This window comes from Verminephrobacter eiseniae EF01-2 (assembly GCF_000015565.1).
Taxonomy (GTDB): domain Bacteria; phylum Pseudomonadota; class Gammaproteobacteria; order Burkholderiales; family Burkholderiaceae_C; genus Acidovorax; species Acidovorax eiseniae.
Genome location: NC_008786.1, coordinates 2,113,556 through 2,134,359, shown reverse-complemented (window position 1 = coordinate 2,134,359; position 20,804 = coordinate 2,113,556). Strand labels below are relative to the sequence as shown.

The following is a 20,804-nucleotide window of genomic DNA, read 5'->3' as shown; positions in this document are numbered from 1 at the left end:
GCTGGCGTTTGCTTGGCGCTTCTTGTCAGGCTTTGAGCGGAAAGATCGGGTCGACCTCGCGGTACTCGCGCGGGATGATGACCTTGATGTCGTTCTTCACGACCTGCGTCATCAGCGGTTGCGCGCCCTCGTTCTGGCCGTTGACGAACTTCGTCGGGCCATACGGCATGATGTGGTTCGAGAAGTTGCTCTTGTCCAGCGCGTCGATGATCGCGGCGCGTTCCATGGACTTGGCGCGCCCGATGGCATCGGCCAGCAGCCACATGGCGGTGTAGGTCATGAAGACCTCGTAGCTGAAGAACTGGCCCTTGGCTTGCACGCGCTCGCGCAGTTGCTGTGCGCGCTGGTCCTTCGGGTTGAACCAATGGTTGCAGTCGATGATGCCGTTGGCCGCGTCCGGGAATTCCTTCACGAACTTGTAGCTCGATGCGGCGCCGCCCAGCACCGAGAAGATGGCTTGGGGCACCACCTTTTGCTGCTGCATGGTGCGCACCAGCAGCGCGTACTCGTTGTAGTAATTGGCGGGAATGACGATGTCGGGGTTGACCGATTTCATGCGCAGCACGATGTTGTTGAAGTCGCGCGTGGGGTTGGCATGCTTTGCCACCTCTTTCACATCGAAGCCGTAGCCCGGCAACTCGCGCGCGAGCAACTGTGCGGTGCCGACGCCGAAGAGCGATTCCTCGTGAATGATCATCACCGTCTTGGCCGGGCTGCCTGCGGCCTTGTTGAGCAGCATCAGGTTGGCCATGGCCACCCCGGTGGACTTCTTGTAGCCGCAGCCGAAGCGAAAGCTGTTCTTCAGGCCGCGCTCGACGATCTGGTCGGCCACGCCGACATCGACCACATGCGGCAGGCCGTACTTGGCCGCTGCCTGCGTGGTCGCCAGGCAGATCGCCGAGGCGTAGGCGCCGACGATGGCCGAGACGCCCGCTTCGTTCATTTTCTCGACCTCGGCCGCACCGGCCTGCGGCTGCGACTGAGCGTCGCCGAGCAGTGCCTGGAGCTTGGCGCCGCCGAGCGACTCGATGCCGGCTGCGGCATTGATGTCCCCGATGGCCATCAGCGCGCCGAGGCGGCACTGCTGCCCCGAGTAGGCCAGCGCCCCGGTGACCGGATGCAGCACGCCGACCTTGACAGTCTTGGGCTGCGCTCCGGCCACGAGTGGAAAGGCGACGGCGCTGGCCACGGCGGCGGACTGCGACACGAAACGGCGGCGGCTCTGCATCGGGCTTTCCTTTTTTTCAGTTGAACTGGACTGGCCGGGCCGACATGTCCTGGCTGGTCCACACCTTCGCATCGATGCTGCCCATGCGGGAGAGCTGCATTTCGTAGGTGTAGCGGTCGGGGCGGTACAGGCCATGCAGCCACTGCACAGGCTGCCCGTCTGCGTCGTAGATCAGGCGGCGCACTGCGAGCAGGGCCGCGCCGACCGACATGTCGAGGTGCTGCGCGAGCGTGTTGTCGGCCAGCCGCGCAGAGATGGTCTGGTGCGCCCGGCCCACCTTGACACCCGATTCCTCCAGCAGCACAAGGATGGGCTTCTTCGACAGTTCCCGGCGGCCGAAGCGGCGCGCAATCGAGTCGGGCACGTAGGTGGTGATGTGCGAGAGGGGGCCTTCCCTGGTAGAACGCACGCGCACGGCCTTCTGCACCGGGTCGCCAAGCTGCAGTTGCAGCGCCTGGGCCACCGGGGTCGAGGCGGTGATGGTGGCCACCTCGATCACGTTGACCGAGGTGTGCAGGCCCATGGTGACCAGGTTTTCAAGCAGGCCGTGCAGATGGGCGCTTTCCATGCCGTGGCCGTTGGGGCCATCGCTGCTGGCCGGGGGCGCCAGCGCGCGCGTGCGGCGGCCCGGGTTGCGCGCAATCAGCCCTTCGCGGGCCAATTGTTCGAGCGCACGCCGCACCGTGACGCGCGCCACGTCGAACTGCGCCATCAGCGCCAGTTCACCGGGCAGCCCCTGCGCAAAATGCCCTTCGTGCAGTTGCTCGCGCAACACCAAGTAAATCTGGTGGTATTTCGGCAAGTGCATTAGCGACATGCCGTTGATGTTTTTGCCGTTTCAATGTTCTGTCAATGGGACATTTGAACCCGATGGCGGAGACCGCGCTGCCCCCCGGATGTCAAGCACCAGCACGGGTGGGGCGCGAAGAAGCGCGCCATGTGGCCCTGGTGCGTGAAGTTGCGCGACCGCAGTTCGGGATGCACGCGCTCACCGGAGTGCCTTCAGCTACGGTGTGGGCGTCTCCGGACGGCGCCGATGCCGGTCACTGTGCATCACCCACGGCCCACACGCCCGGGGGCGCCGCCTTCAAGGGCAGGCCACCGCTGGCGACACGGGGTGTTGCACCTCAAGCCATGCGGCCCAGCAACAGGTACTCCATCAGCGCCTTTTGCACATGCATCCGGTTTTCCGCCTCGTCCCAGACGACCGATTGCGGGCCGTCGATCACGTCGGCGTGCACCTCCTGGCCCCGGTGCGCGGGCAGGCAGTGCATGAACAGCGCGTCGGGCTTGGCGGCGGCCATCATCTCGGCGTCCACGCACCAGTGGGCAAAGGCTTTTTCGCGCGCCTCGTTCTCGGCCTCGTAGCCCATGCTGGTCCACACATCGGTGGTGACCAGGTCTGCGCCTTCGCAGGCGGCCCGTGGGTCGCTATGAAACTTATAGCTTTCGGCGCATGTTTTGCCTGCACCGGCGACCAGTTTGGCATCTATCTCATAGCCGCGGGGCGTGCTCACATGGACCGTGAAGCCCAGTAGCGCCGCAGCCTGCAGCCAGGTGTTGGCCATGTTGTTGCCGTCGCCCACCCAGGCCACGGTCTTGCCCCGGATGCTGCCACGGCGTTCGATGAAGGTGAAGATGTCGGCCAGGATCTGGCAGGGGTGGAACTCGTTGGTCAGGCCGTTGATGACGGGCACGCGCGAGTGCGCGGCAAAGCGCTCCAGCTTGGCCTGCTCGTAGGTGCGGATCATCACCAAATCGACCATGCGGCTGATGACCCGGGCGCTGTCTTCGATCGGCTCGGCGCGCCCCCATTGGCTGTCGCCCGTGGTCAGATGCACCACGCTGCCGCCGAGTTGGTACATGCCGGCCTCGAAGCTCACGCGGGTGCGGGTGCTGGCCTTCTCGAAGATCATGGCCAGCGTGCGGTCGGCCAGCGGGTGGTGTTTTTCGTAGGCCTTGAACTTGTGTTTGAGCAACGCTGCGCGCTCGAACAGGTAGGCGTAGGTGTCGGCATCGAGGTCGCCAAATTGCAGGTAATGTGTCATGGCAGGTTTCAGTTCTTGCGCTGCGGCTCACTCGGACTCGGCCAGCAGGGTTTTGACCAGGGGCACCAGTTTGGCGACGATCTCGTCGGCCTCGGCGCTGCTCAGGATCAGCGGGGGCACCAGGCGGATCACGCTGTCGGCCGTCACGCTCAGCAGCAGCCCGGCTTCGGCCGCGCGGCCGACCAGGACGGTGCAGGGCCGGCCCAGTTCGATGCCCAGCATCAGGCCCTGGCCCCGGATTTCCTTGACGCCGGGCAGCGGGCCCAATGCGCGCTCGAGGGCGGCTTTGAGTTGCCCGCCCACCGTGGCGACATGCTGCAGCAGGCCGTCTTCTTCCATGATGCGGATGGTCTCCAGCCCGGCGCGCATGGCCAGCAGGTTGCCGCCGAAGGTGCTGCCATGCTGGCCCGGCTGCAGCACCTGGGCGGCCCGGGGGCCGGCCACGACGGCGCCGATCGGCACGCCCGAGCCCAGGCCCTTGGCCAGGGGCATCACATCGGGCCGGATGCCGGCCCATTGGTGGGCAAACCATTGGCCGGTGCGGCCCATGCCGCATTGCACTTCGTCGATCATCATCAGCCAGCCGCGCTCGTCGCAGAGCCGGCGCACCTGCTGCAGGTACTCGATGCGCATCGGGTGGATGCCGCCCTCGCCCTGTATGGTCTCGAAGAACACGGCCACCACGTCGGGCCGGTCTGCGCCGGCCCGCTCGAGGGCCTGGATGTCATTGGGCGGCACGCGCACGAAGCCTTCGAGCAGCGGGCCGAAGCCGCTGGAAATCCTGGGGTTGCCGGTGGCCGACATGGTGGCGATGGAGCGGCCATGGAAGGCTTTTTCGCAGACCACGATCTCGGGTTTGGCGTGGCCCCGGTCGACGCCGTATTTGCGCGCGATCTTGATCGCCGCCTCGTTCGCCTCCAGGCCCGAATTGCAAAAGTACACATTGCTCATGCCCGACAGTTGCACCAGTTTCGCGGCCAGCGCCTCTTGCAGCGGCGCGTGGTAGTAGTTGGAGCCGTGGATCAACTGCGTGAGTTGCTGCTGCAACGCCGGCACCAGCCGGGGATGGTTGTGGCCCAGCGTGTTCACGGCAATGCCGCTCAGGCCATCGAGGTATTCCTTGCCGTTCACGTCCCAGATTCGGCAGCCTTGCCCGCGCGCCAGCGCAATCGGCACGCGGCCATAGGTGTTCATCAAATGGGGCGACGCGGCCTCGATGAAAGCGGTCATGCACAAATCTCCAGACGGTGCGGTGATGGGCCTCGAAGCCCGACAAAGTGAAGGCTGATTCTAGGGGTGCCTGCGGCCGGACCGTTGACGATTGCGCATCGCTGCAATGCCGGCCATGGCCCCGCGTTTTCCCTATTCCTTTGCCGGCCCGCTCCTTCCCCTGCGCCGTCATTTCGCGGCACACTGGCGGCATGACTTCACCGCACCACCCTCTGGACGAGGCGTTGCAGTTGCACGCCGCATCGCCGCCCGGCGCCAGCGCCGGCCAGTACCAAGGCGCCACCCATGCCGGCTACTGGAACATGGTGGGGCCGTTCGGCGGCGTCACTGCCGCCACCATGCTGCAAGCCATCGCGCAGCACCCGCAGCGGCTCGGCGATCCGCTGTCCCTGACGGTGAACTTCGCCGGCGCCCTGGTCGCCGGGCCGTTCACGGTGCAGGCCCAGCCCGTGCGCACCAACCGCTCGACGCAGCACTGGACGCTGGCCATCGTGCAAGCGGGCGCCGATGGCGTGCAGCAGGTCACGACCAGCGCCACGGCCGTGACGGCGCTGCGCCGCGAAACCTGGAGCGTCGGCGATGTGCCGATGCCGCAGGTGCCGGCGCCCGCAGGCCAGCCGGCGATCCCCCCGGGCTTTGGCGTCGAATGGCTCAACCGCTATGAAATACGCCTGATCACCGGCGCCATTCCCGGCACCTGGGATGGCACCGGCGAGCACAGCCTGACGCAACTGTGGGTGCGCGACGCGCCGCCCCGCGCGCTCGATTTTTGCGCGCTGGCCGCGCTGGCCGATGTGTTCTTTCCGCGCGTATGGCTGCGCCGCGCGCGCCGGGTGCCGGCCGGCACCGTGTCGATCACCGTGTACTTTCATGCCGGCAGCGCGCAATTGCAGCAAACCGGCACGGGCTACCTGCTGGGCCAGGCGCAGGGGCGGGAATTTCGCAACGGTTTTTTTGACCAGACCGCGCAACTGTGGAACCAGGCCGGCACCATGCTGGCCACCAGCCACCAGATCGTCTACTACAAGGAATGAGGCCGCGCGCAGCGCAGCACCTGTCCACGCAGACCCCGAAGCACCATGACCGAAGCCAACCAAGACATCCTGGTTCACACCGCAGCCGGCGTGAGCAGCATTACTTTCCAGCGTGTGGCCAAGAAGAACGCCATCACCAGCGCCATGTACGCGGCGCTGGCCGATGCGCTGGCTGCGGCACAGGCCGATGCCGGCGTGCGCGTGCTCGTGTTCCAGGGCGATGCGGGCATCTTCAGCGCGGGCAATGACATTGCCGATTTTCTGCAGCAGCCCCCGCCGACGCAGGATTCACCGGTGCTGCGCTTTCTGCACGGCATCGCGACCTTTGCCAAACCGGTGGTCGCCTCGGTCTGCGGCCCGGCGGTGGGCATCGGCACCACCATGCTGCTGCACTGCGATCTGGTCTATGCCGGCGACAACGCGCTGTTCTCGATGCCGTTCGTGAACCTGGGCCTGTGCCCCGAGGCGGCATCGAGCCTGCTGCTGCCACAACTGCTGGGCTACCAGCGCGCGGCCGAGGCGCTGCTGCTCGGCGAGCCTTTCACGGCCGATACGGCGCTGGCGCTGGGCCTGGTCAACCGCGTGGTGCCGCCCGCCGAGTGCAATGGCCTGGCGCAGGCGCAGGCCGGCAAACTGGCGCGCAAGCCGCTGTCGGCGTTGATCGAGACCAAGCGCTTGATGAAATGCGGCCAGAGCGCGCAGGTGCTCGCGGCCATGGCGCAAGAGGCCGCCAGCTTTGGCCGCATGCTGCGCGAGCCGGCGGCGCGGGAGGCGTTTGCGGCGTTCATGCAAAAGCGCCAGCCCGATTTCAGCGCTCTTTGATTCCATTTCCCCATCGTTCGTGGGCGCGATGGCGGCAAAGTGCGCCGATGATGCAGGAATGGAATGACGGCGCAGCCAACCGCTTTCGTGCCATTTCATCGATCGCCACCGGGCATGGGAGCCGCGCGCAGCCGGCCCGAGCGATCGACAGTCCGGGCGCCAGCGGTCATTTTCACCAAGCACTTGCTTGCTGAAAATGGGCCGGTTTGCTATCGTGGCGCCCATGCAAGCCCCCGCCCGGCGCATGCGCGCCACTGCCCTTTCGCTGGCCAGCCTGCCAGCGCGCCCGCACAAGACGGCCGACCTCGCGCCCGGCACGCCCGCCGCCGTCGTCACCGCACCGCCGCCGCGTCGCCCCCGTGGCCGCCCGCGCAAGACGGCGCAAGAGCGCAGCGACGGCAATCGCCGCCGCCAACTGATGGACGGCGCGGCCCAACTCTTTCGCAGCAAGGGCTTTGCGGCCACCGGCACGCGCGACATCGCCGCCGCCGCGGGCATGCACAGCGGCTCGCCCTTCTACCACTTTGCCAGCAAGAGCGCGCTGCTGTTTGCCGTGATGAACGAAGGCATGGCCAGCGCCGTGCAGAGCCAGCAGCAGGCGCTGGCCGTGCTGGCCCCGCAGGCGCCGGCGCGCGAGTGCCTGCGCGTGCTGATCCGCCACCACTTCGAGGTGCTGCTCGGGCCGCGCAGCAGCTTCATTGCGGTGATGCTGTACGAGTGGCGCTCGCTCACGCCGGTGCAGCGCCGGCGCATTGCGCTGGTCAAAGACAGCTACGAGGCGGCCTGGATGCCCGCGCTGACGGCGCTGGGCCAGCAGGGCCTGCTGCAGGCCGAGCCGGGCGTGGCGCGGCTGTTCATCTTTGGCGCGCTCAACTGGGCCGTGCAGTGGTTTGCGCCCGACAAGGGCAAGTCGCTCGATGAGCTGACCGAGCAGGCCCTGGCGCTGTTCATCCACGCAGGCTGACGATGGCCGCCTTTGCCTGCCGCTTCAACGCCGCCACGGCACAGGCGCAGGCGCGCCGCGCCGCGCTGCTGGCGCGCCTGGCGACGCTGCACGCGCTGCACGAGCGCGCCGCAGCCGCATCGGCGCGCGCGCAAGCGCAGTTTGACCAGCGCGGGCAGTTGCTGCCGCGCCAGCGCGTTGCGCTGCTGCTCGACGCGGGCGCGCCCTGGCTGCCGCTGGCCGCGCTGGCGGGCTATTTGCAAGACATTCCGGACCCGCAGCAATCCGTGCCCGGCGGCGGTCAGATCGCGGGCATCGGTGTGGTGGCGGGCGTGCGCTGCATGGTGCTGGCCAGCGACTCGGGCATCGAGGCCGGTGCGATGCAGCCGATGGGGCTGGAGAAAATCCTGCGCGTGCAACAAATCGCGCTGCAAAACCGCCTGCCCTTTGTGCACCTGGTCGAGAGCGCGGGCGCCAACCTGATGCGCTACCGCGTCGAAGGCTTCGTGCATGGCGGCCGCCTGTTTCGCAATCTGGCGCGGCTGTCGGCGGCGGGCATTCCGGTGATCACGGTGCTGCATGGCTCGGGCACGGCGGGCGGCGCCTACATGCCGGGCCTGTCGGACGTGGTGATCATGGTGCGGGGCCGCTCGCGGGCTTTTCTGGCCGGCCCGCCGCTGCTGGCCGCCGCCACCGGCGAGCGCGCCACCGAGGAAGAGCTCGGCGGCGCCGACATGCACACCACCCTGTCGGGCCTGGGTGAATACCTGGCGCAGGACGACCGCCACGCCATAGGTCTGGCGCGCGAACTGCTCGCGGCCACCGGCTGGGGACGGCAACGCCAGGCGCCCGGCCACGGCGCCGAACCCCTGCTGCCCGCCGATGACCTGCTGGCCCTGATGCCCGAGGATCTGCGCCAGCCCGTGGACATGCGCGCAGTCATCGCGCGCCTGGTGGACGGCTCCGAACTGCTGGAATTCAAGGCGCGCCATGGCGCGGCCACCGTCTGCGCACAGGCGCGCATTGCCGGCCACCCGGTGGGCCTGGTCAGCAACAACGGCCCCATCGACGTGGCCGGCGCCAACAAGGCCACGCATTTCATCCAGTGGATGTGCCAGTTGGGCCAGCCCCTGATCTACCTGCAAAACACCACCGGCTACATGGTCGGCAAGGACAGCGAGCAAGGCGGCATGATCAAGCATGGCAGCAAGATGCTCCAGGCCGTGACCCAGGCCACGGTGCCACAGCTCACCATACAGTGCGGCGCCAGCTTCGGCGCCGGCAACTACGGCATGTGCGGGCGCGGCTTTGCGCCGCGCTTTTTGTTCAGTTGGCCGGGCGCCAAAACCGCCGTGATGGGCGGCGAGCAGGCCGCGCGCACGATGCAGATCGTGACCGATGCGGCGCTGGCACGCAAAGGCCGCGTGCCCGATGCGGCCCAGTCGCAAGCCCGGTTCGAGCAGATCGTGGCCCGGTTCGAGACCCAGGCCGACGCGCTCTACACCAGCGGCCTGCTGCTCGACGACGGCGTGATCGACCCGCGCGACACGCGCGCCGTGCTGGCCCTGTGCCTGACCACCATCGCCGAAGGCGCAGCGCGCACGCTGCGGCCCCTGCAGTTCGGGGTGGCGCGCATGTGAATGCGCGCCGCCTGCCCGCGCACCCCACGGAGACAAGCACCATGCAGTTCACACACCAGCACCGCGAAATCCAGGACAGCCTCAAGCGCTTCATCGACGAGGAGATCAACCCCCATGTCGACGACTGGGAGGCGGCCGAGATCTTCCCCGCGCACGAGATCTTCAAAAAACTGGGCCGGCTCGGGTTTCTCGGCCTGTGCCAGCCCGAAGCCTATGGCGGCGCGGGGCTGGACTACTCGTACAGCCTGGCGATGGCCGAGACCCTGGGCCATATCCACTGCGGCGGCGTGCCGATGGCCATTGGCGTGCAGACCGACATGTGCACCCCGGCGCTGGCCCGCCACGGCAGCGAGGAGCTCAAGCAGCAATTCCTGGCCCCGGCGATAGCCGGCGACATGGTCGGCTGCATCGGCGTGAGCGAGCCGGACGCCGGCAGCGATGTCGCGGGCATCCGCAGCGTGGCGCGCAAGGATGGCGCCGACTACCTGATCAGCGGCCAGAAGATGTGGATCACCAACAGCCTGCAGGCCGACTGGATGTGCATGCTGGTCAACACCGACAGCGGCAGCGGCAGCGCGCACAAGAACAAAAGCCTGGTGATCGTGCCGCTGCGCGCCGGCCCCGGCGGCAAGCTGACCCCGGGCGTGCAGATCGCGCAGAAGATCCGCAAGATCGGCATGCACAGCAGCGACACCGGGCTGCTCCATTTCGATGAAGTGCGCGTGCCGCAGCGCTACCGCATCGGCGCCGAAGGCCAGGGCTTCGTCTACCAGATGCAGCAGTTTCAGCAAGAGCGCCTGTGGTGCGCGGCCAGCACGCTCGAAACGCTGACCCACTGCATCGACTGGACCATCGAATGGGCCCGGCAGCGCCAACTCTTTGGCGGTGCGCTGGCCGACCAGCAGTGGGTGCAGTTCAAGCTGGCCGAGCTGAAAACCGAGGTCGAGGCCCTGCGCGCGCTCACTTACCGCGCCTGCGACCTGTATGTGGCCGGGCAGGATGTGCTGGAACTGGCCAGCATGGCCAAACTCAAGGCCGGCCGGCTCAACCGCACCGTGCCCGACACCTGCCTGCAGTTCTGGGGCGGCATGGGCTACACGCTGGAGAACAAGGTCGCGCGCATGTACCGCGACGGCCGGCTGGCCTCGATCGGCGGCGGCGCGGACGAGGTGATGCTGGGCATCATCGCCAAGACCATGGGGATTGCCAAGCGGCCCGGGCATTGAACATGGGGCGCGGGCCAAACCATGCCGATGGCCGCCGCCGCATCGGAAAACGAACCCATCGCCGGTCATGCCACCTTCCATCCGTCACACCGTGGGCAGGGGTCCAATCAGCGCCGCACGGCCGCCCGAAGGCGCTCGCACCGCCGCCGAAGGCCAAGCCACTCCCGTGAGCCGCCATGGCTGAATCCCGCATCCGTGCAACTTGCGCAGCGGCTGACACCGACGGATGCGCCGGGGGTCTTGGCGCGCGGGCACGGCCCATGAAAAAACTGCTGGTCGCCAATCGCGGCGAGATCGCCCGCCGGGTGATCCACACCGCCCACGCGATGGGCATTGCCACCGTGGCCGTTCATTCCGACCCTGACGCGCAGGCCCTTCATGTGCGCGAGGCCACGCAGGCCGTCGCGCTGGGCGGCGCGGCCAGCGCCGACAGCTACCTGCGCGGCGACAAACTGCTGGCCGCAGCGCGCGCCACCGGCGCCGATGCGCTGCACCCCGGCTACGGCTTTCTGAGCGAGAACGCCGACTTTGCCCAGGCCGTGCTGGATGCGGGCCTGCTCTGGGTCGGCCCGCCGCCGGCGGCCATTCGCGCACTGGGCAACAAGGCGGCGGCCAAGGCGCTGGCGGCGGCGCACGCCGTGCCCTGTCTGCCGGGCTATGCGGGCGCAGACCAAAGCCCGGAGCGCTTTGCCGCCGAGGCCCGGCGCACGGGCTATCCGCTGATGGTCAAGGCCGTCGCCGGCGGCGGCGGGCGGGGCCTGCGGCTGGTGACCGATGCCGCGCAGTTGCCCGCCGCGCTGGCCAGTGCGCGCTCGGAGGCGCTGGCCGGTTTTGGCTGCGGCGATTTGCTGATCGAGCGCGCGCTGCTGCACCCGCGCCATCTGGAGGTGCAGGTCTTTGCCGACGCGCATGGCGCCTGCATCCACCTGGGCGAGCGCGACTGCTCGGTGCAGCGGCGCCACCAGAAACTCATCGAAGAATCGCCCAGCCCGGCCGTCGATGCCGCGCTGCGCGAGCGCCTGGGCGCTTGCGCCGTCGCATTGGCGCGCGCTGCGGGCTATGTGGGCGCGGGCACGGTGGAGTTTTTGCTCGAGGAGGGGCAGTTTTTTCTGCTGGAGATGAACACCCGCCTGCAGGTGGAGCACCCGGTGACCGAAGCCCTCGCCGGGCTGGACCTGGTGGAGTGGCAGTTGCGCGTGGCGCGCGGCGAGCCGCTGGCGCTGGCGCAGCACCAGGTGGCGCTGCAGGGCCATGCGATCGAAGTGCGGCTGTACGCCGAAGACGCGCAATTTCAGCCGCACACCGGGCGCGTGCTGCACTGGAGCACACCGCCGGCCACGCTGTTCGGGCGCGCCGCATCCGGCGCGCTGCGCATCGACCATGCGCTGGAGCCAGGCAGCGACATCCCGCCCCACTACGACGCGATGCTCGGCAAACTGATCATGCACGCGCCCACACGCGAGCAGGCCATTGCCGCGCTGGTGCGCGCGCTCGATGGCACCAGCGTGCTGGGCCTGCCGACCAACCGCGCATTGCTTGCGGCCTGCCTGGATCACCCCCGGTTCCGCAGCGGACAGGCGCTGGTGTCGTTTCTGCGCGAACCGGACGGGGCGCTGCATGATTTGCGTCAGGCGCTATTGAAAAATGAGCTACAGGTCATCATTCCATCTGCGCTATCGGCCATATATGCAGAAAACGCTGCGGCATCGGCCCTGCCTTGCGGCCTGGCCCGGCCGCTGCAGTTGCGCCACCAGGGGCAGTTGCACCGGCTGACCGTGCGCGAGTGCGGAGCCGGGCGGCTACAGATCGGGCAGACCGGCAGCAGCACCGAGCTACGGCTCACACCGCAGCCCGATGGCAGCATGCGCTGCACCCTGGCGCGCGCGGCCGATGGCGCAGGCAACCCGGGCGGGCCTGGCAATGACCTCGTGCGCACGGTGCACGACGTGCGCGCCGTGCCGGTGGGCGCGCTGCGCTGGCACTGGCAGGCCGGCAGCGTCGACGGCTGGGTGCAAGACGCATCCTGGGAGCCGGCCACGGGCGCGGATGCCGGCACCGGCCTGGGCGCGGCCGGCAACGCCAGCGAACTGCGCGCCCCCTGCAACGGCCGCGTGCTGGCCCTGCCCGCCAGCGTGGGGCAGGCGCTGGCGGCGGGCGAGACCGTGGTGGTCATCGAATCCATGAAGCTCGAACACCGCCTGGCCAGCCCCGACGCCGCGACGCTGGCCGAGTTGCTGGTCGGCCCTGGCCAGCAGGTGTCGCCCGGCCAGGTTCTGGCGCGCTTTGCGGCGGCAGCGGCATTACCACCGGAGACAGCCCCATGAACGACAAGGCCATCATCACCTGCGCCATCACCGGCGTGTTGACCGACCCCGGGCAGCACCCCGTGCCCGTCAGCCCCGGGCAACTCGCCCGCGAGGCGCGCCGCGCCTGCGATGCGGGCGCCACCGTGGTGCATGTGCACTTTCGCCAGCAAGCGCCCGGCAAGGGCCACCTGCCATCGTGGGAGCCGCAGGTGGCGCTCGACTGCGTGCAGGCCATGCGCGCAGCCTGCCCCGGCCTGATCATCAACCAGAGCACCGGCGTGGTCGGCCCGCATTGCCAAGGCCCGATCGCCTGCCTGCGCGCGACGCGGCCCGAAATGGCGGCCTGCAACGCCGGCTCGCTGAACTACCTGAAGGTGCGCAGCAACGGCAGTTGGGCCTGGCCGCCGATGCTGTTCGACAACCCGCCGGCCAAGGTCAAGGACTTCATCGACGTGATGGCCGAGACCGGCACATTGCCCGAATTCGAATGCTTCGACCTGGGCATCGTGCGCTGCGTGCAGATGTACGTTCAGACCGGCATCTACACCCGGGGGCGGCCCGCGTACAACTTCGTGATGGGCGTCGAATCCGGCATGCCCGCCGACCCGGACCTGCTGCCCATCCTGCTGCGGCTCACCATTGCGGGCGCCCCCTGGCAAGCCACCGTGATCGGCCGCGCCGAGGTCTGGCCCGTGCACCAGCGCGTGGCCGAGCTGGGCGGGCATCTGCGCAGCGGACTGGAAGACCTGTTCTACCTGCCCGACGGCACCCGGGTGGACTCCAACGGCCCGCTGATCGAGCAGTTGGCCCGCTGCGCCCGCAACGCCGGCCGCGAAGTGGCCACGGCGCAAGAGGCGCGCGCGATGCTGGGGTTGCCGGGCGCATGAAACGGCGGCGGACTGCGCCACCGGCGCGCCGCATGAACGATAATCCGCGCCGTGAAGCGCGCCAGACCGCCGCTGGTGCAATCTGGGAAACCAGGCACTGGAGGAACGTCCGGACTGCACAGGACAGCGTAGCAGCTAACGGCTGCCCACCGCGAGGTGAGGATCAGAGCAACAGAGACGAGTCGGGGGGCGGCAACGCGCCCCGGGTGAAACGGGCAATCTCTACGCGCAGCAATACCAAGTAGGCCAGCGTCGATGTGGTTCCGCAGAGCTGGCGGGTAGGTAGCACCGAGCCGTGGTGGCGACACCCGGCCCAGATCGATGGCGGTCACGCTGCGGGTCACCGCAGCGCACAGAATCCGGCTTATCGGCGCGCTTCACACTCGGTCGCGCCATCCGCCATCCGCCATCCGCCATCCGCCATCCGCCATCCGCCATCCACCCTACGGCGCGCAATGCGGCATGTCTGCCCGTTGCAGTTGCATGGCGCGCTGCGCGGTGTCCGGATGGGTGCTCAGCAGCGACCAGGCCGGGTGCGGCCCGCTGGTTTCCTGGTGGCGCCGGCCTGCGGCTTCGGCGCTGGCGCGCGCCTCGATGCCGGACGGGTCCTCGTCCTTGGCCTGCGCCTGCTCATCCTGCGCAATGCCCAGCAGCAACTGGCCCATCGGCGCCGTCGGCAAGGCCAGATAGCCCATCAGGGCGAGCGCGTAGCAGTCGGCCTCGCGTTCATGGTCGCGGCTGTAGGCCAGGCTCGTGAGCGCGTAAGCGCTGGCGGCCAGCATGCCGGACATATCGCCCAGCGCCAAGCCCAGCCCCATGCCGAGCACCCCCTGCTGCACCAAATTGCGGGTGCCGTGGCGCTGCATCACATGGCCGATCTCGTGGGCCAGCACGCCGAGCAGCGCGTTGTCATCCAGACCGTTGGCGGCAGCGGCCCGCACGATCTGGTCGCTCAGCACCACCTGGCCGCCGGGCAGCGCAAAGGCGTTGGCGCCGATGCCGGAGCGAAACTCCAGCGCCCACTGCGGCCGGTATCCGGGGTAGCGCAGCAGGCCGGGCGGCGGCTGCCGGGCCAGCGCAGCGAAACGCGCGCGCAACTGCGCCTGCCGCTCCTGCGGAAGCTGCGAGGGCCTGAGCGGGCCGCGCTCGAGCTGCTCGAGCGCTCGTTCGGCCACGCTGCGCTCCCAGGCCAAGGGCACCCAGCGCGTGAGCTGCGTGGCCACCCAGGGCGTGCCGTAGCGGAAAACCAGCGCCAGGCCGATGGCCGCCACGGCGCCCATGCCCAGCAACCAGGGCCAGCGGGTCTGCATGCGCTGCGCAATGCCGGGGCGCTGGCCGCAGGCCGCAAGGGCGGCGCGCCATTGGCCCGGCGCATCGATCTCCAGGCTGCCCTGCTCGCGCAGATCGAGCACCACGCAGCGTTGCGCCGACAGGTCCCAGGTTTCGGGCCAGTCCACCTCGGCATGGCCGAAGACATTCGGCGCAGCGTCCGGGCATGACAGCGGATGCAGCATCAGCGCCGGCCCCTCGGGCGTGGCTTGCAGGCCCACCAGCACCGGCCGGGCACGGCTGCTCAGGCCGTCGAACCAGCGCCCCGGCAGCAGGGCGCCCGTGAAAGACGCGGACGCAGGACGCTGCATCACCCGATCAAGTCCAGGCCCACCGCGTCGGCGAGCGCGTCACCGAGGCCGCCAGGCTGCTGGCGCACCATCGCGCCGACCACCTGCTCGACGCCGCCGTTGACATACAGGGTCACCGATTCGAGCCGCATGCGGTATTCGCTGACCCGCGCATACGGGCGGTAGAACCCCAGCGTGAGCAAGACCAGCAGCAGGTTCCTGATGCGCAGCAGCACATAGCGGCCGATGGCCAACCGGCATTTGAAGCGCGCCACCTGGCCGATGCCGATGTGGTTCCAGACCAGTTGGAACATGCGTGCCTCGCGGTACGCCCGGGCGGGCGCCGACAACAGCAGCGCCAGCAGGGCGCCAACGATGTAAATGATCAGCATGGTGAGCACCAACGACAGGGGATCGGTGCGTGGGTCCGCTCGCCCGAACAACCAGGCGAGCACGCCGAAAAGCTGGCCCGTCAGCACGACGCTCAGTGCCCAAAAGCCCAGCACGCACAGCATGAACAGCGCCACCGAGGCCAGCCAAACCTTCACGAAGTCCATGTACACCAGCTTCCAGTGGCCCTGCTCGGCGCCCCATCGGGCCTTGCACACCAGCAGGTTCTTGCAGTTGTAGTCGATGCGGATGATGCACAGCAGCGTCAGCACCAGACCGAGCAGCAGCCACGCGCCCCCGGCGGGCGTGACGCCGGTGGTTTTCTCGTTCGGCTCCGGGGCATTGGGCATTTCCGGCGCCAGCCACTTCAGGCCCAGGAGCAGGACCCACCACAGCGGCACCAGCATCCACAGGGGCCAACTGGCGCGGTAGACCTCGCGCCAACGGGCGGCAAACTGCAGACGCAGGCCGCGCCAGCGGGTGGCCCTGAAGCGAAAGCGCATCGCGCTGCCCCAGGCCCAGGGCACCAGCGCCGCAGCGGCCAGCAGCAGCAGCGTCACGACCAGTTTCTGCCCGGTGATCGAGGCGATGTCGCGGGCCAGAAGGAGCAGCAGCACCAGCACGAAGCCCAGCACCATCGAGCGCAGTCGTCCGGTGAATTCGAGGGGACTATGGGCCACCAGGGTGTGGCTGTAGAAATACTGCGCCGTGCGGCGGCGGGCCCAGGGCGTGTAGATGCCGACCGTCACGCAGCACAGCAGCAGATTGACGATCCACACCCGGAAATACGCGCCTGCGCTGCCGGTGAACTCCAGCGGGTAGGCTTCGGTGTCTCGTGGCGCCGGGCTTGGTGCCGACTCGGCCGCGCCACTGGCTGGATGTGGGTGCATCGGATTCTCCCTCGTGTCGTGTCACGGATCAGATGTCGTAGGCTGCGCGCAGCCATCGGAGCGCAGCGCAAGGCGCATCGCGCGGCCCATACCGAGCGTATTGGCAAGCGATGCAAGGCCGCGATGCGCTTCGATGGCCAGCGCAGACCGACAGATGATCGGTGACGCGGCACTAGGCTGACGCGCAGTGTAACAGCGGCCTATCGGACAGGCGGCCGGGCATGGAGGCCGCCCCAAGCCATCCCGGCAACGCCCCGGCATGGCAGCAAGGCAGCCGCCAGGGATCGGATGGCGCAGCGCTGCATCACCCCGATCCGGCCCGGCCCCGCCGTGTCGGCACGCGCATCACCGAGGCCCGGCTGCTGGCGCCCCGGTCAGTTGCTCGACACCGCCGTCGGCAACATGCAGGGTCACCGATTCGAGCTTCATCCGGTATTCGCTGACGCGCGCAAACGGGCGGTACAGCCCGAGCGTGAGCAGGGTCAGCAGCAGGTTCCCGATGCGCGCCAGCACAAAGCCGATGCTGGACAGCCGGCATTTGCAGTGCGCCGCCTGGCCGATGCCGATGCCGTTCCACAGCAGTTGGAACATGCGCGCCTCGCGGTACGCCCGGGCGGGTGTCGATACCAGCATCAGCAGCAGAAAGTTGCTCAGGCCAAAGAGCGCCATCGTGAGCACGAACCACACGCGGCTGCGGGTTTCCTGGAACCAGTCGAGAAGCACGAACCATGTGAGGCCGGTGCGGGGGGGCATGCGCACAGGCAATCGGGCGAGCAGGTCGAAGATGCCGCCCGTCAGCACCGCGTTCAGTGCCACGAAGCCCGGCATGCACAGTATGAACAGCACCACCGTGGCCAGCCAGACATTCACGAAGTCCCTGTACACCGGCGTCCAGCGGACTTGCCCGGCGCCCAGCCAGACATTGCGCGCCAGCAGACTCTTGCTGTCGTAGTCGAGGCGGATGCTGCACAGCAGCGTCAGCACCAAGGCCGGCAACACCAATGCGCGCCAGGTGAGGAACGAATCGGCCAGCCCGGGCACCAGCGTCCGCATGTACAGGAACAGGCCCGTCCACAACAGCGCCATCACCCTCAGCGGCCGGCTGGCGCGGTAGACCTCGCGCCAGCCGGCGGCAAATTGCAGATGCAGGCCGCGCCAGACTGTGGCCCCGAGACGAAAGCGCATCGCATGGCCCCAAAAGAAGGGCGCCAGCGCCGCACCGACCAGCACAAACGATGCCACGGCCAGGTTCTGCCCGAATGTCCCGGTGATGTCGTAGGCCGAAAAGGTTGCTCCTTCGGCCATGCCATAGAGCGCGAGCTCTCCTCTTTCATAGATCAGATAGATCAAAGTGGACAAACTGGCCATGGCGCCGTAAGCCAGCAGGAGCAGCAGCACAAAGATCAGCAGCATCGGGCGCGGTCGTCCGGTGAATTCGAGGGGGCGGCCGGCCACCAGGGTGTGGCGGTAGAAATACCGGGCCGTGCGGCGGCGTGCCCAGGGTGCGTACAGGCCCAGCGTCACGCAGCACAGCAGCACATTGACGAGCCACACCGGGAAATACGCGCCAGCGCTGCCGATGAACGCCAGAGGGGGGAGTTTGCCGCCTTCCGGTATCGGGCTTTCCGGCCCGAGCTTGTGCACCAGGCGCCGAAGCGGCGCCAGCCATTGCGCGCGCTGCAAGTAGTGCCGCAGCGCGCGCCGGCCCGAGAAGTCCGGCACGGCACCAAGGCCCGTCTGCTGGCGCAGCATGGCGCCGGCCACTTGGTCCAGATCGCCGGTGACATGCAGCGTCACCGATGCGAGCTTCATCCGGTATTCGCTCAAGCGCGCCAGCGGGCGGTAGAACCCGAGCGTGAGCAGGGTCAGCAGCAGGTTCTGGATGCGCAGCAGCACAAAGCGGTCGCTGGACAACCGGCATTTGAAGTGCGCGGCCTGGTTGACGCCGATGCCGTTCCACACCAGTTGGAACATGCGCGCCTCGCGGTACGCCCGGGCGGGGGCCGACAACAGCAGCAGCGGCAGCACAACGATCACGACCCTGTACAGCACGGACATGACGCTCGCCGAGCCGTTGCGGCTGCGCCCCACCCCGAAAAATGGGGGTTTGTCGAAGTAGCCGCCCGGCAGGCATTTCCAGACCACGAAACCCAGCGACAGGCCCAGCATGCACAGCATCACCGTGACCAGCCAGGTCTCCATGACGTTCGGGAGCACCGGCCTCTTGTGGCGCACCGGCTCGGCGCCCACCCGGGTCTTGCGCAACAGCAGGTCGAGGCGGTTGTAGTCGAGGCGGCAAAGGCACAGCAGCGTCAGCGCCGCGCCCAGCAGCCAGGCGATCATGACCGTGAACCTGGCGATGGCTGGCTTGTCGGCCAGCAGTTCGGGCATCGAAAAAGGTTGCGGACCAAAACCAAAGTACAGACTCCAGGACAGCCCCCCCCACAGCAGCGCCAGCACCCACAAAAGTCCGCTGCCGCCGTAGATCTCGCGCCAATGGCTGGCAAATTGCAGACGCAGCCCGCGCCAGCGGGTGGCGCCGAGGCGAAAGCGCATCGCACTGCCCCAGACCCAGGGCAGCAGCGCCGCACCGGCCAGCACAGGCACGGCCATGCTCTTGTGGCCGATGCTTGCGAAGATGCCGAAAGTCGGGATCCATTCGGCGGCCCGGAACAGCCAGGGCAACTCGTCGCCTTTGATCCGCAGGTCGAAAATCGGGATCCACCGCAGCATCTGGTGCAGCCAAGCGCTCCAGAGGATGCCGGAGGCCAGCGCGAGCATGAGCAGCAGCCACAGCAGGAGCAGCAGCACAAAGCCCAGCACCTGCCCACGCGGTCGTCCGGTGAATTCGAGGGGGCTGCCGGCCACCAGGGTGTGGCGGTAGAAATACTGCGCCGTGCGCTGGCGCGCCCAGGGCGTGTACAGGCCCAGCGTCACGCAGCACAGCAGCAGGTTGACGATCCACACCCGGAAATACGCGCCCGTGCCGCCGGTGAACGCCAGCGGGTGGGTATAGCCGTTCCGTGGCATCGCGCCTGGCACCGGGCCTGGCACCAGGATGGGCGCCGATTCGGGCGCGCCGCTGGCCTGCGCCCCGGCGGCAAGGCCCGCGTCATGGGCCGGGTCGCGGGGCGCTGCGTGCCCGATCGAGTCCCGACCCGCCGCGTCGCCGGCGCGCGCATCGTCGGGAGCGCCAGCCACCTGCCCGGCACCGCCCTTGACATACAGGGTCACCGATTCGAGCTTCATCCGGTATTCGCTGACGCGCGCCAACGGGCGGTACAGCCCGAGCGTGAGCAGGGTCAGCAGCAGGTTCCCGAAGCGCGCCAGCACAAAGTCGACGCTGGACAACCGGCATTTGAAGCGCGCCACCTGGCCGATGCCGATGTGGTTCCACATCAGTTGGAACATCCGTGCCTCGCGGTACGCACGGGCGGGTGCCGACAGCACCAGCAACAGCAGGAACAAAATCGACCCGACGACCACGACATCCGTGGGGTCCTTGAAGATCAGCTGGTAGAACTTGCCCATGGTCGCCATGACCCCGAAGAGGATGAAGACCCAGGCGTCTTTCGGCAGCACGGCGTTCAGTGCCGCGCCGACCAGCATGCCCAGCATGGGCGCGCTCAGCACGAACAGCGCCACCGCAGCCAGCCAGACATTGACGCAGTCCCGGTACTCCGGCTGCCTCCAGTGGCCCTGCCCGGCGCCCGATTGGGCCTTGCACACCCGCAGCCGCCTGTAGTCGTAGTCCAGCCGCGCGAGGCACAGCAGCGCCAGCATCAGGCCCAGCAGCAGCCATGCGAGCCCGTCGGAGGTGACGATTTTTGCCTTGAAGACCTTCGCCAGGGTATCGGTCAGTCCGGCGCCTTGCCAGAACATGCCCATCAGGCCCGCCGGCAACAGCGCCAGCACCTGGCGGCCGATCGGCATCGCGCCAGTGGCGGATCGGGCCAGGTACAGGCCGAGCCACGACAGTGCCAGCACCCACAAAGGCCAACTGGCGCGGTAGATGTCGCGCCAACTGGCCGCCGATTGCAGACGCAGGCCGCGCCAGCGTGTCGCATCGAGGCGAAAGCGCATCGCGCTGCCCCAGACCAGGGGCGCCAGCAGCACGATGCTCAGCAGAAAACCGGCCAGAAACCCTGCCGTGATCTTCTGGCACGGCCCGCCGCTCCGGGCAGAGTCGTAGGCCAGGCAAATATCCAATTTCCAGAACAGCCCGAGGCTCCAGGCGATGCCCCAGCCCAGGACGAGCATGGCCACCAGCGCCAAGCCGGGCACCGGCACGCGCAGTCGTCCGGTGAATTCGAGGGGGCTGCCGGCCACCAGGGTGTGGCGGTAGAAATACCGGGCCGTGCGGCGGCGTGCCCAGGGTATGTACAGGCCCAGCGTCACGCAGCACAGCAGCAGGTTGACGATCCACACCTGGAAATACGCGCCGCCGCTGCCGGTGAACGCCAACGGGTGGGCTTCGATCTCCTGGGGCAGCGGGCTTGGCATCGATTCGGCTGCGCCGCTGGCTGGGTGGGGGTACATTG

At 68.3% G+C, this 20,804-nt stretch carries 14 protein-coding genes, 1 other RNA gene and 3 pseudogenes; 9 read left to right on the top strand and 9 right to left on the bottom strand.

What is annotated here, in order from left to right:
• Positions 1 to 25 precede the first annotated feature (25 nt).
• From VEIS_RS09305 to VEIS_RS09290, 4 genes are all read right to left on the bottom strand, one after another.
• A complete protein-coding gene (locus VEIS_RS09305; protein ID WP_011809663.1) occupies positions 26 to 1,228 on the bottom strand; it encodes an ABC transporter substrate-binding protein in 1,203 nt (400 codons plus the stop codon).
• A 16-nt stretch (positions 1,229 to 1,244) separates the two neighbouring features.
• The gene (locus VEIS_RS09300) at positions 1,245 to 2,036 is read right to left on the bottom strand and encodes a GntR family transcriptional regulator (RefSeq protein ID WP_041949921.1); all 792 of its coding nucleotides are present in this window, start codon (positions 2,034 to 2,036) and stop codon (positions 1,245 to 1,247) included.
• Between the two features lie 319 nt (positions 2,037 to 2,355).
• A complete protein-coding gene (gene argF, locus VEIS_RS09295; protein WP_011809661.1) occupies positions 2,356 to 3,276 on the bottom strand; it encodes an ornithine carbamoyltransferase in 921 nt (306 codons plus the stop codon).
• 27 nt (positions 3,277 to 3,303) lie between these two features.
• Complete coding sequence (locus VEIS_RS09290) at positions 3,304 to 4,506, bottom strand: aspartate aminotransferase family protein (RefSeq protein ID WP_011809660.1); 1,203 nt, start codon at positions 4,504 to 4,506, stop codon at positions 3,304 to 3,306.
• Positions 4,507 to 4,697: 191 nt separating this feature from the next.
• On the opposite strand from VEIS_RS09290, the gene VEIS_RS09285 reads away from it, so the two are divergent.
• From VEIS_RS09285 to rnpB, 8 genes are all read left to right on the top strand, one after another.
• Positions 4,698 to 5,540 (top strand): acyl-CoA thioesterase, encoded by an 843-nt coding sequence (locus VEIS_RS09285; protein WP_011809659.1) that lies wholly within the window; start codon positions 4,698 to 4,700, stop codon positions 5,538 to 5,540.
• A gap of 45 nt (positions 5,541 to 5,585) precedes the next feature.
• Positions 5,586 to 6,362, top strand: a complete 777-nt coding sequence (locus VEIS_RS09280; RefSeq protein WP_011809658.1) for an enoyl-CoA hydratase — start codon at positions 5,586 to 5,588, stop codon at positions 6,360 to 6,362.
• 244 nt (positions 6,363 to 6,606) lie between these two features.
• Positions 6,607 to 7,326, top strand: a complete 720-nt coding sequence (locus VEIS_RS09275; RefSeq protein ID WP_011809657.1) for a TetR/AcrR family transcriptional regulator — start codon at positions 6,607 to 6,609, stop codon at positions 7,324 to 7,326.
• 2 nt (positions 7,327 to 7,328) lie between these two features.
• Positions 7,329 to 8,945, top strand: a complete 1,617-nt coding sequence (locus tag VEIS_RS09270) for an acyl-CoA carboxylase subunit beta (protein ID WP_011809656.1) — start codon at positions 7,329 to 7,331, stop codon at positions 8,943 to 8,945.
• A 41-nt stretch (positions 8,946 to 8,986) separates the two neighbouring features.
• Positions 8,987 to 10,171, top strand: coding sequence for an acyl-CoA dehydrogenase family protein (locus tag VEIS_RS09265; protein WP_011809655.1), 1,185 nt, complete (start codon positions 8,987 to 8,989; stop codon positions 10,169 to 10,171).
• A 260-nt stretch (positions 10,172 to 10,431) separates the two neighbouring features.
• Positions 10,432 to 12,495, top strand: a complete 2,064-nt coding sequence (locus VEIS_RS09260; RefSeq protein ID WP_041949919.1) for an acetyl/propionyl/methylcrotonyl-CoA carboxylase subunit alpha — start codon at positions 10,432 to 10,434, stop codon at positions 12,493 to 12,495.
• On the top strand, positions 12,492 to 13,364 hold the full coding sequence (locus VEIS_RS09255) for a BKACE family enzyme (RefSeq protein ID WP_011809653.1): 873 nt from the start codon (positions 12,492 to 12,494) through the stop codon (positions 13,362 to 13,364). The genes VEIS_RS09260 and VEIS_RS09255 overlap by 4 nt, the downstream gene beginning before the upstream one ends.
• A gap of 53 nt (positions 13,365 to 13,417) precedes the next feature.
• Positions 13,418 to 13,747: RNase P RNA component class A (gene rnpB, locus VEIS_RS25070), an RNA gene on the top strand.
• Between the two features lie 60 nt (positions 13,748 to 13,807).
• On the opposite strand, the gene VEIS_RS09250 is transcribed toward rnpB, so the two are convergent.
• Both VEIS_RS09250 and VEIS_RS09245 read right to left on the bottom strand, forming a co-directional pair.
• Positions 13,808 to 15,004, bottom strand: a complete 1,197-nt coding sequence (locus VEIS_RS09250) for a M48 family metallopeptidase (protein ID WP_011809652.1) — start codon at positions 15,002 to 15,004, stop codon at positions 13,808 to 13,810.
• The gene (locus VEIS_RS09245) at positions 15,004 to 16,263 is read right to left on the bottom strand and encodes a YjgN family protein (protein ID WP_011809651.1); all 1,260 of its coding nucleotides are present in this window, start codon (positions 16,261 to 16,263) and stop codon (positions 15,004 to 15,006) included. The genes VEIS_RS09250 and VEIS_RS09245 overlap by 1 nt, the downstream gene beginning before the upstream one ends.
• A 13-nt stretch (positions 16,264 to 16,276) precedes the next feature.
• Between VEIS_RS09245 and VEIS_RS28470 the strand changes: the two genes are divergently transcribed.
• A complete protein-coding gene (locus tag VEIS_RS28470) occupies positions 16,277 to 16,444 on the top strand; it encodes a hypothetical protein (protein ID WP_157048451.1) in 168 nt (55 codons plus the stop codon).
• Between the two features lie 127 nt (positions 16,445 to 16,571).
• Here VEIS_RS28470 and VEIS_RS25900 read toward each other — a convergent pair.
• The 3 pseudogenes from VEIS_RS25900 to VEIS_RS25895 all read right to left on the bottom strand — a co-directional run.
• Positions 16,572 to 17,910: pseudogene (locus VEIS_RS25900) on the bottom strand (DUF898 family protein); the annotation flags it as partial.
• A gap of 141 nt (positions 17,911 to 18,051) precedes the next feature.
• Positions 18,052 to 19,293: pseudogene (locus VEIS_RS30400) on the bottom strand (YjgN family protein); the annotation flags it as partial.
• A 111-nt stretch (positions 19,294 to 19,404) separates the two neighbouring features.
• Positions 19,405 to 20,766, bottom strand: a pseudogene (locus VEIS_RS25895) (YjgN family protein); the annotation flags it as partial.
• Between the last annotated feature and the right edge of the window lie 38 nt (positions 20,767 to 20,804).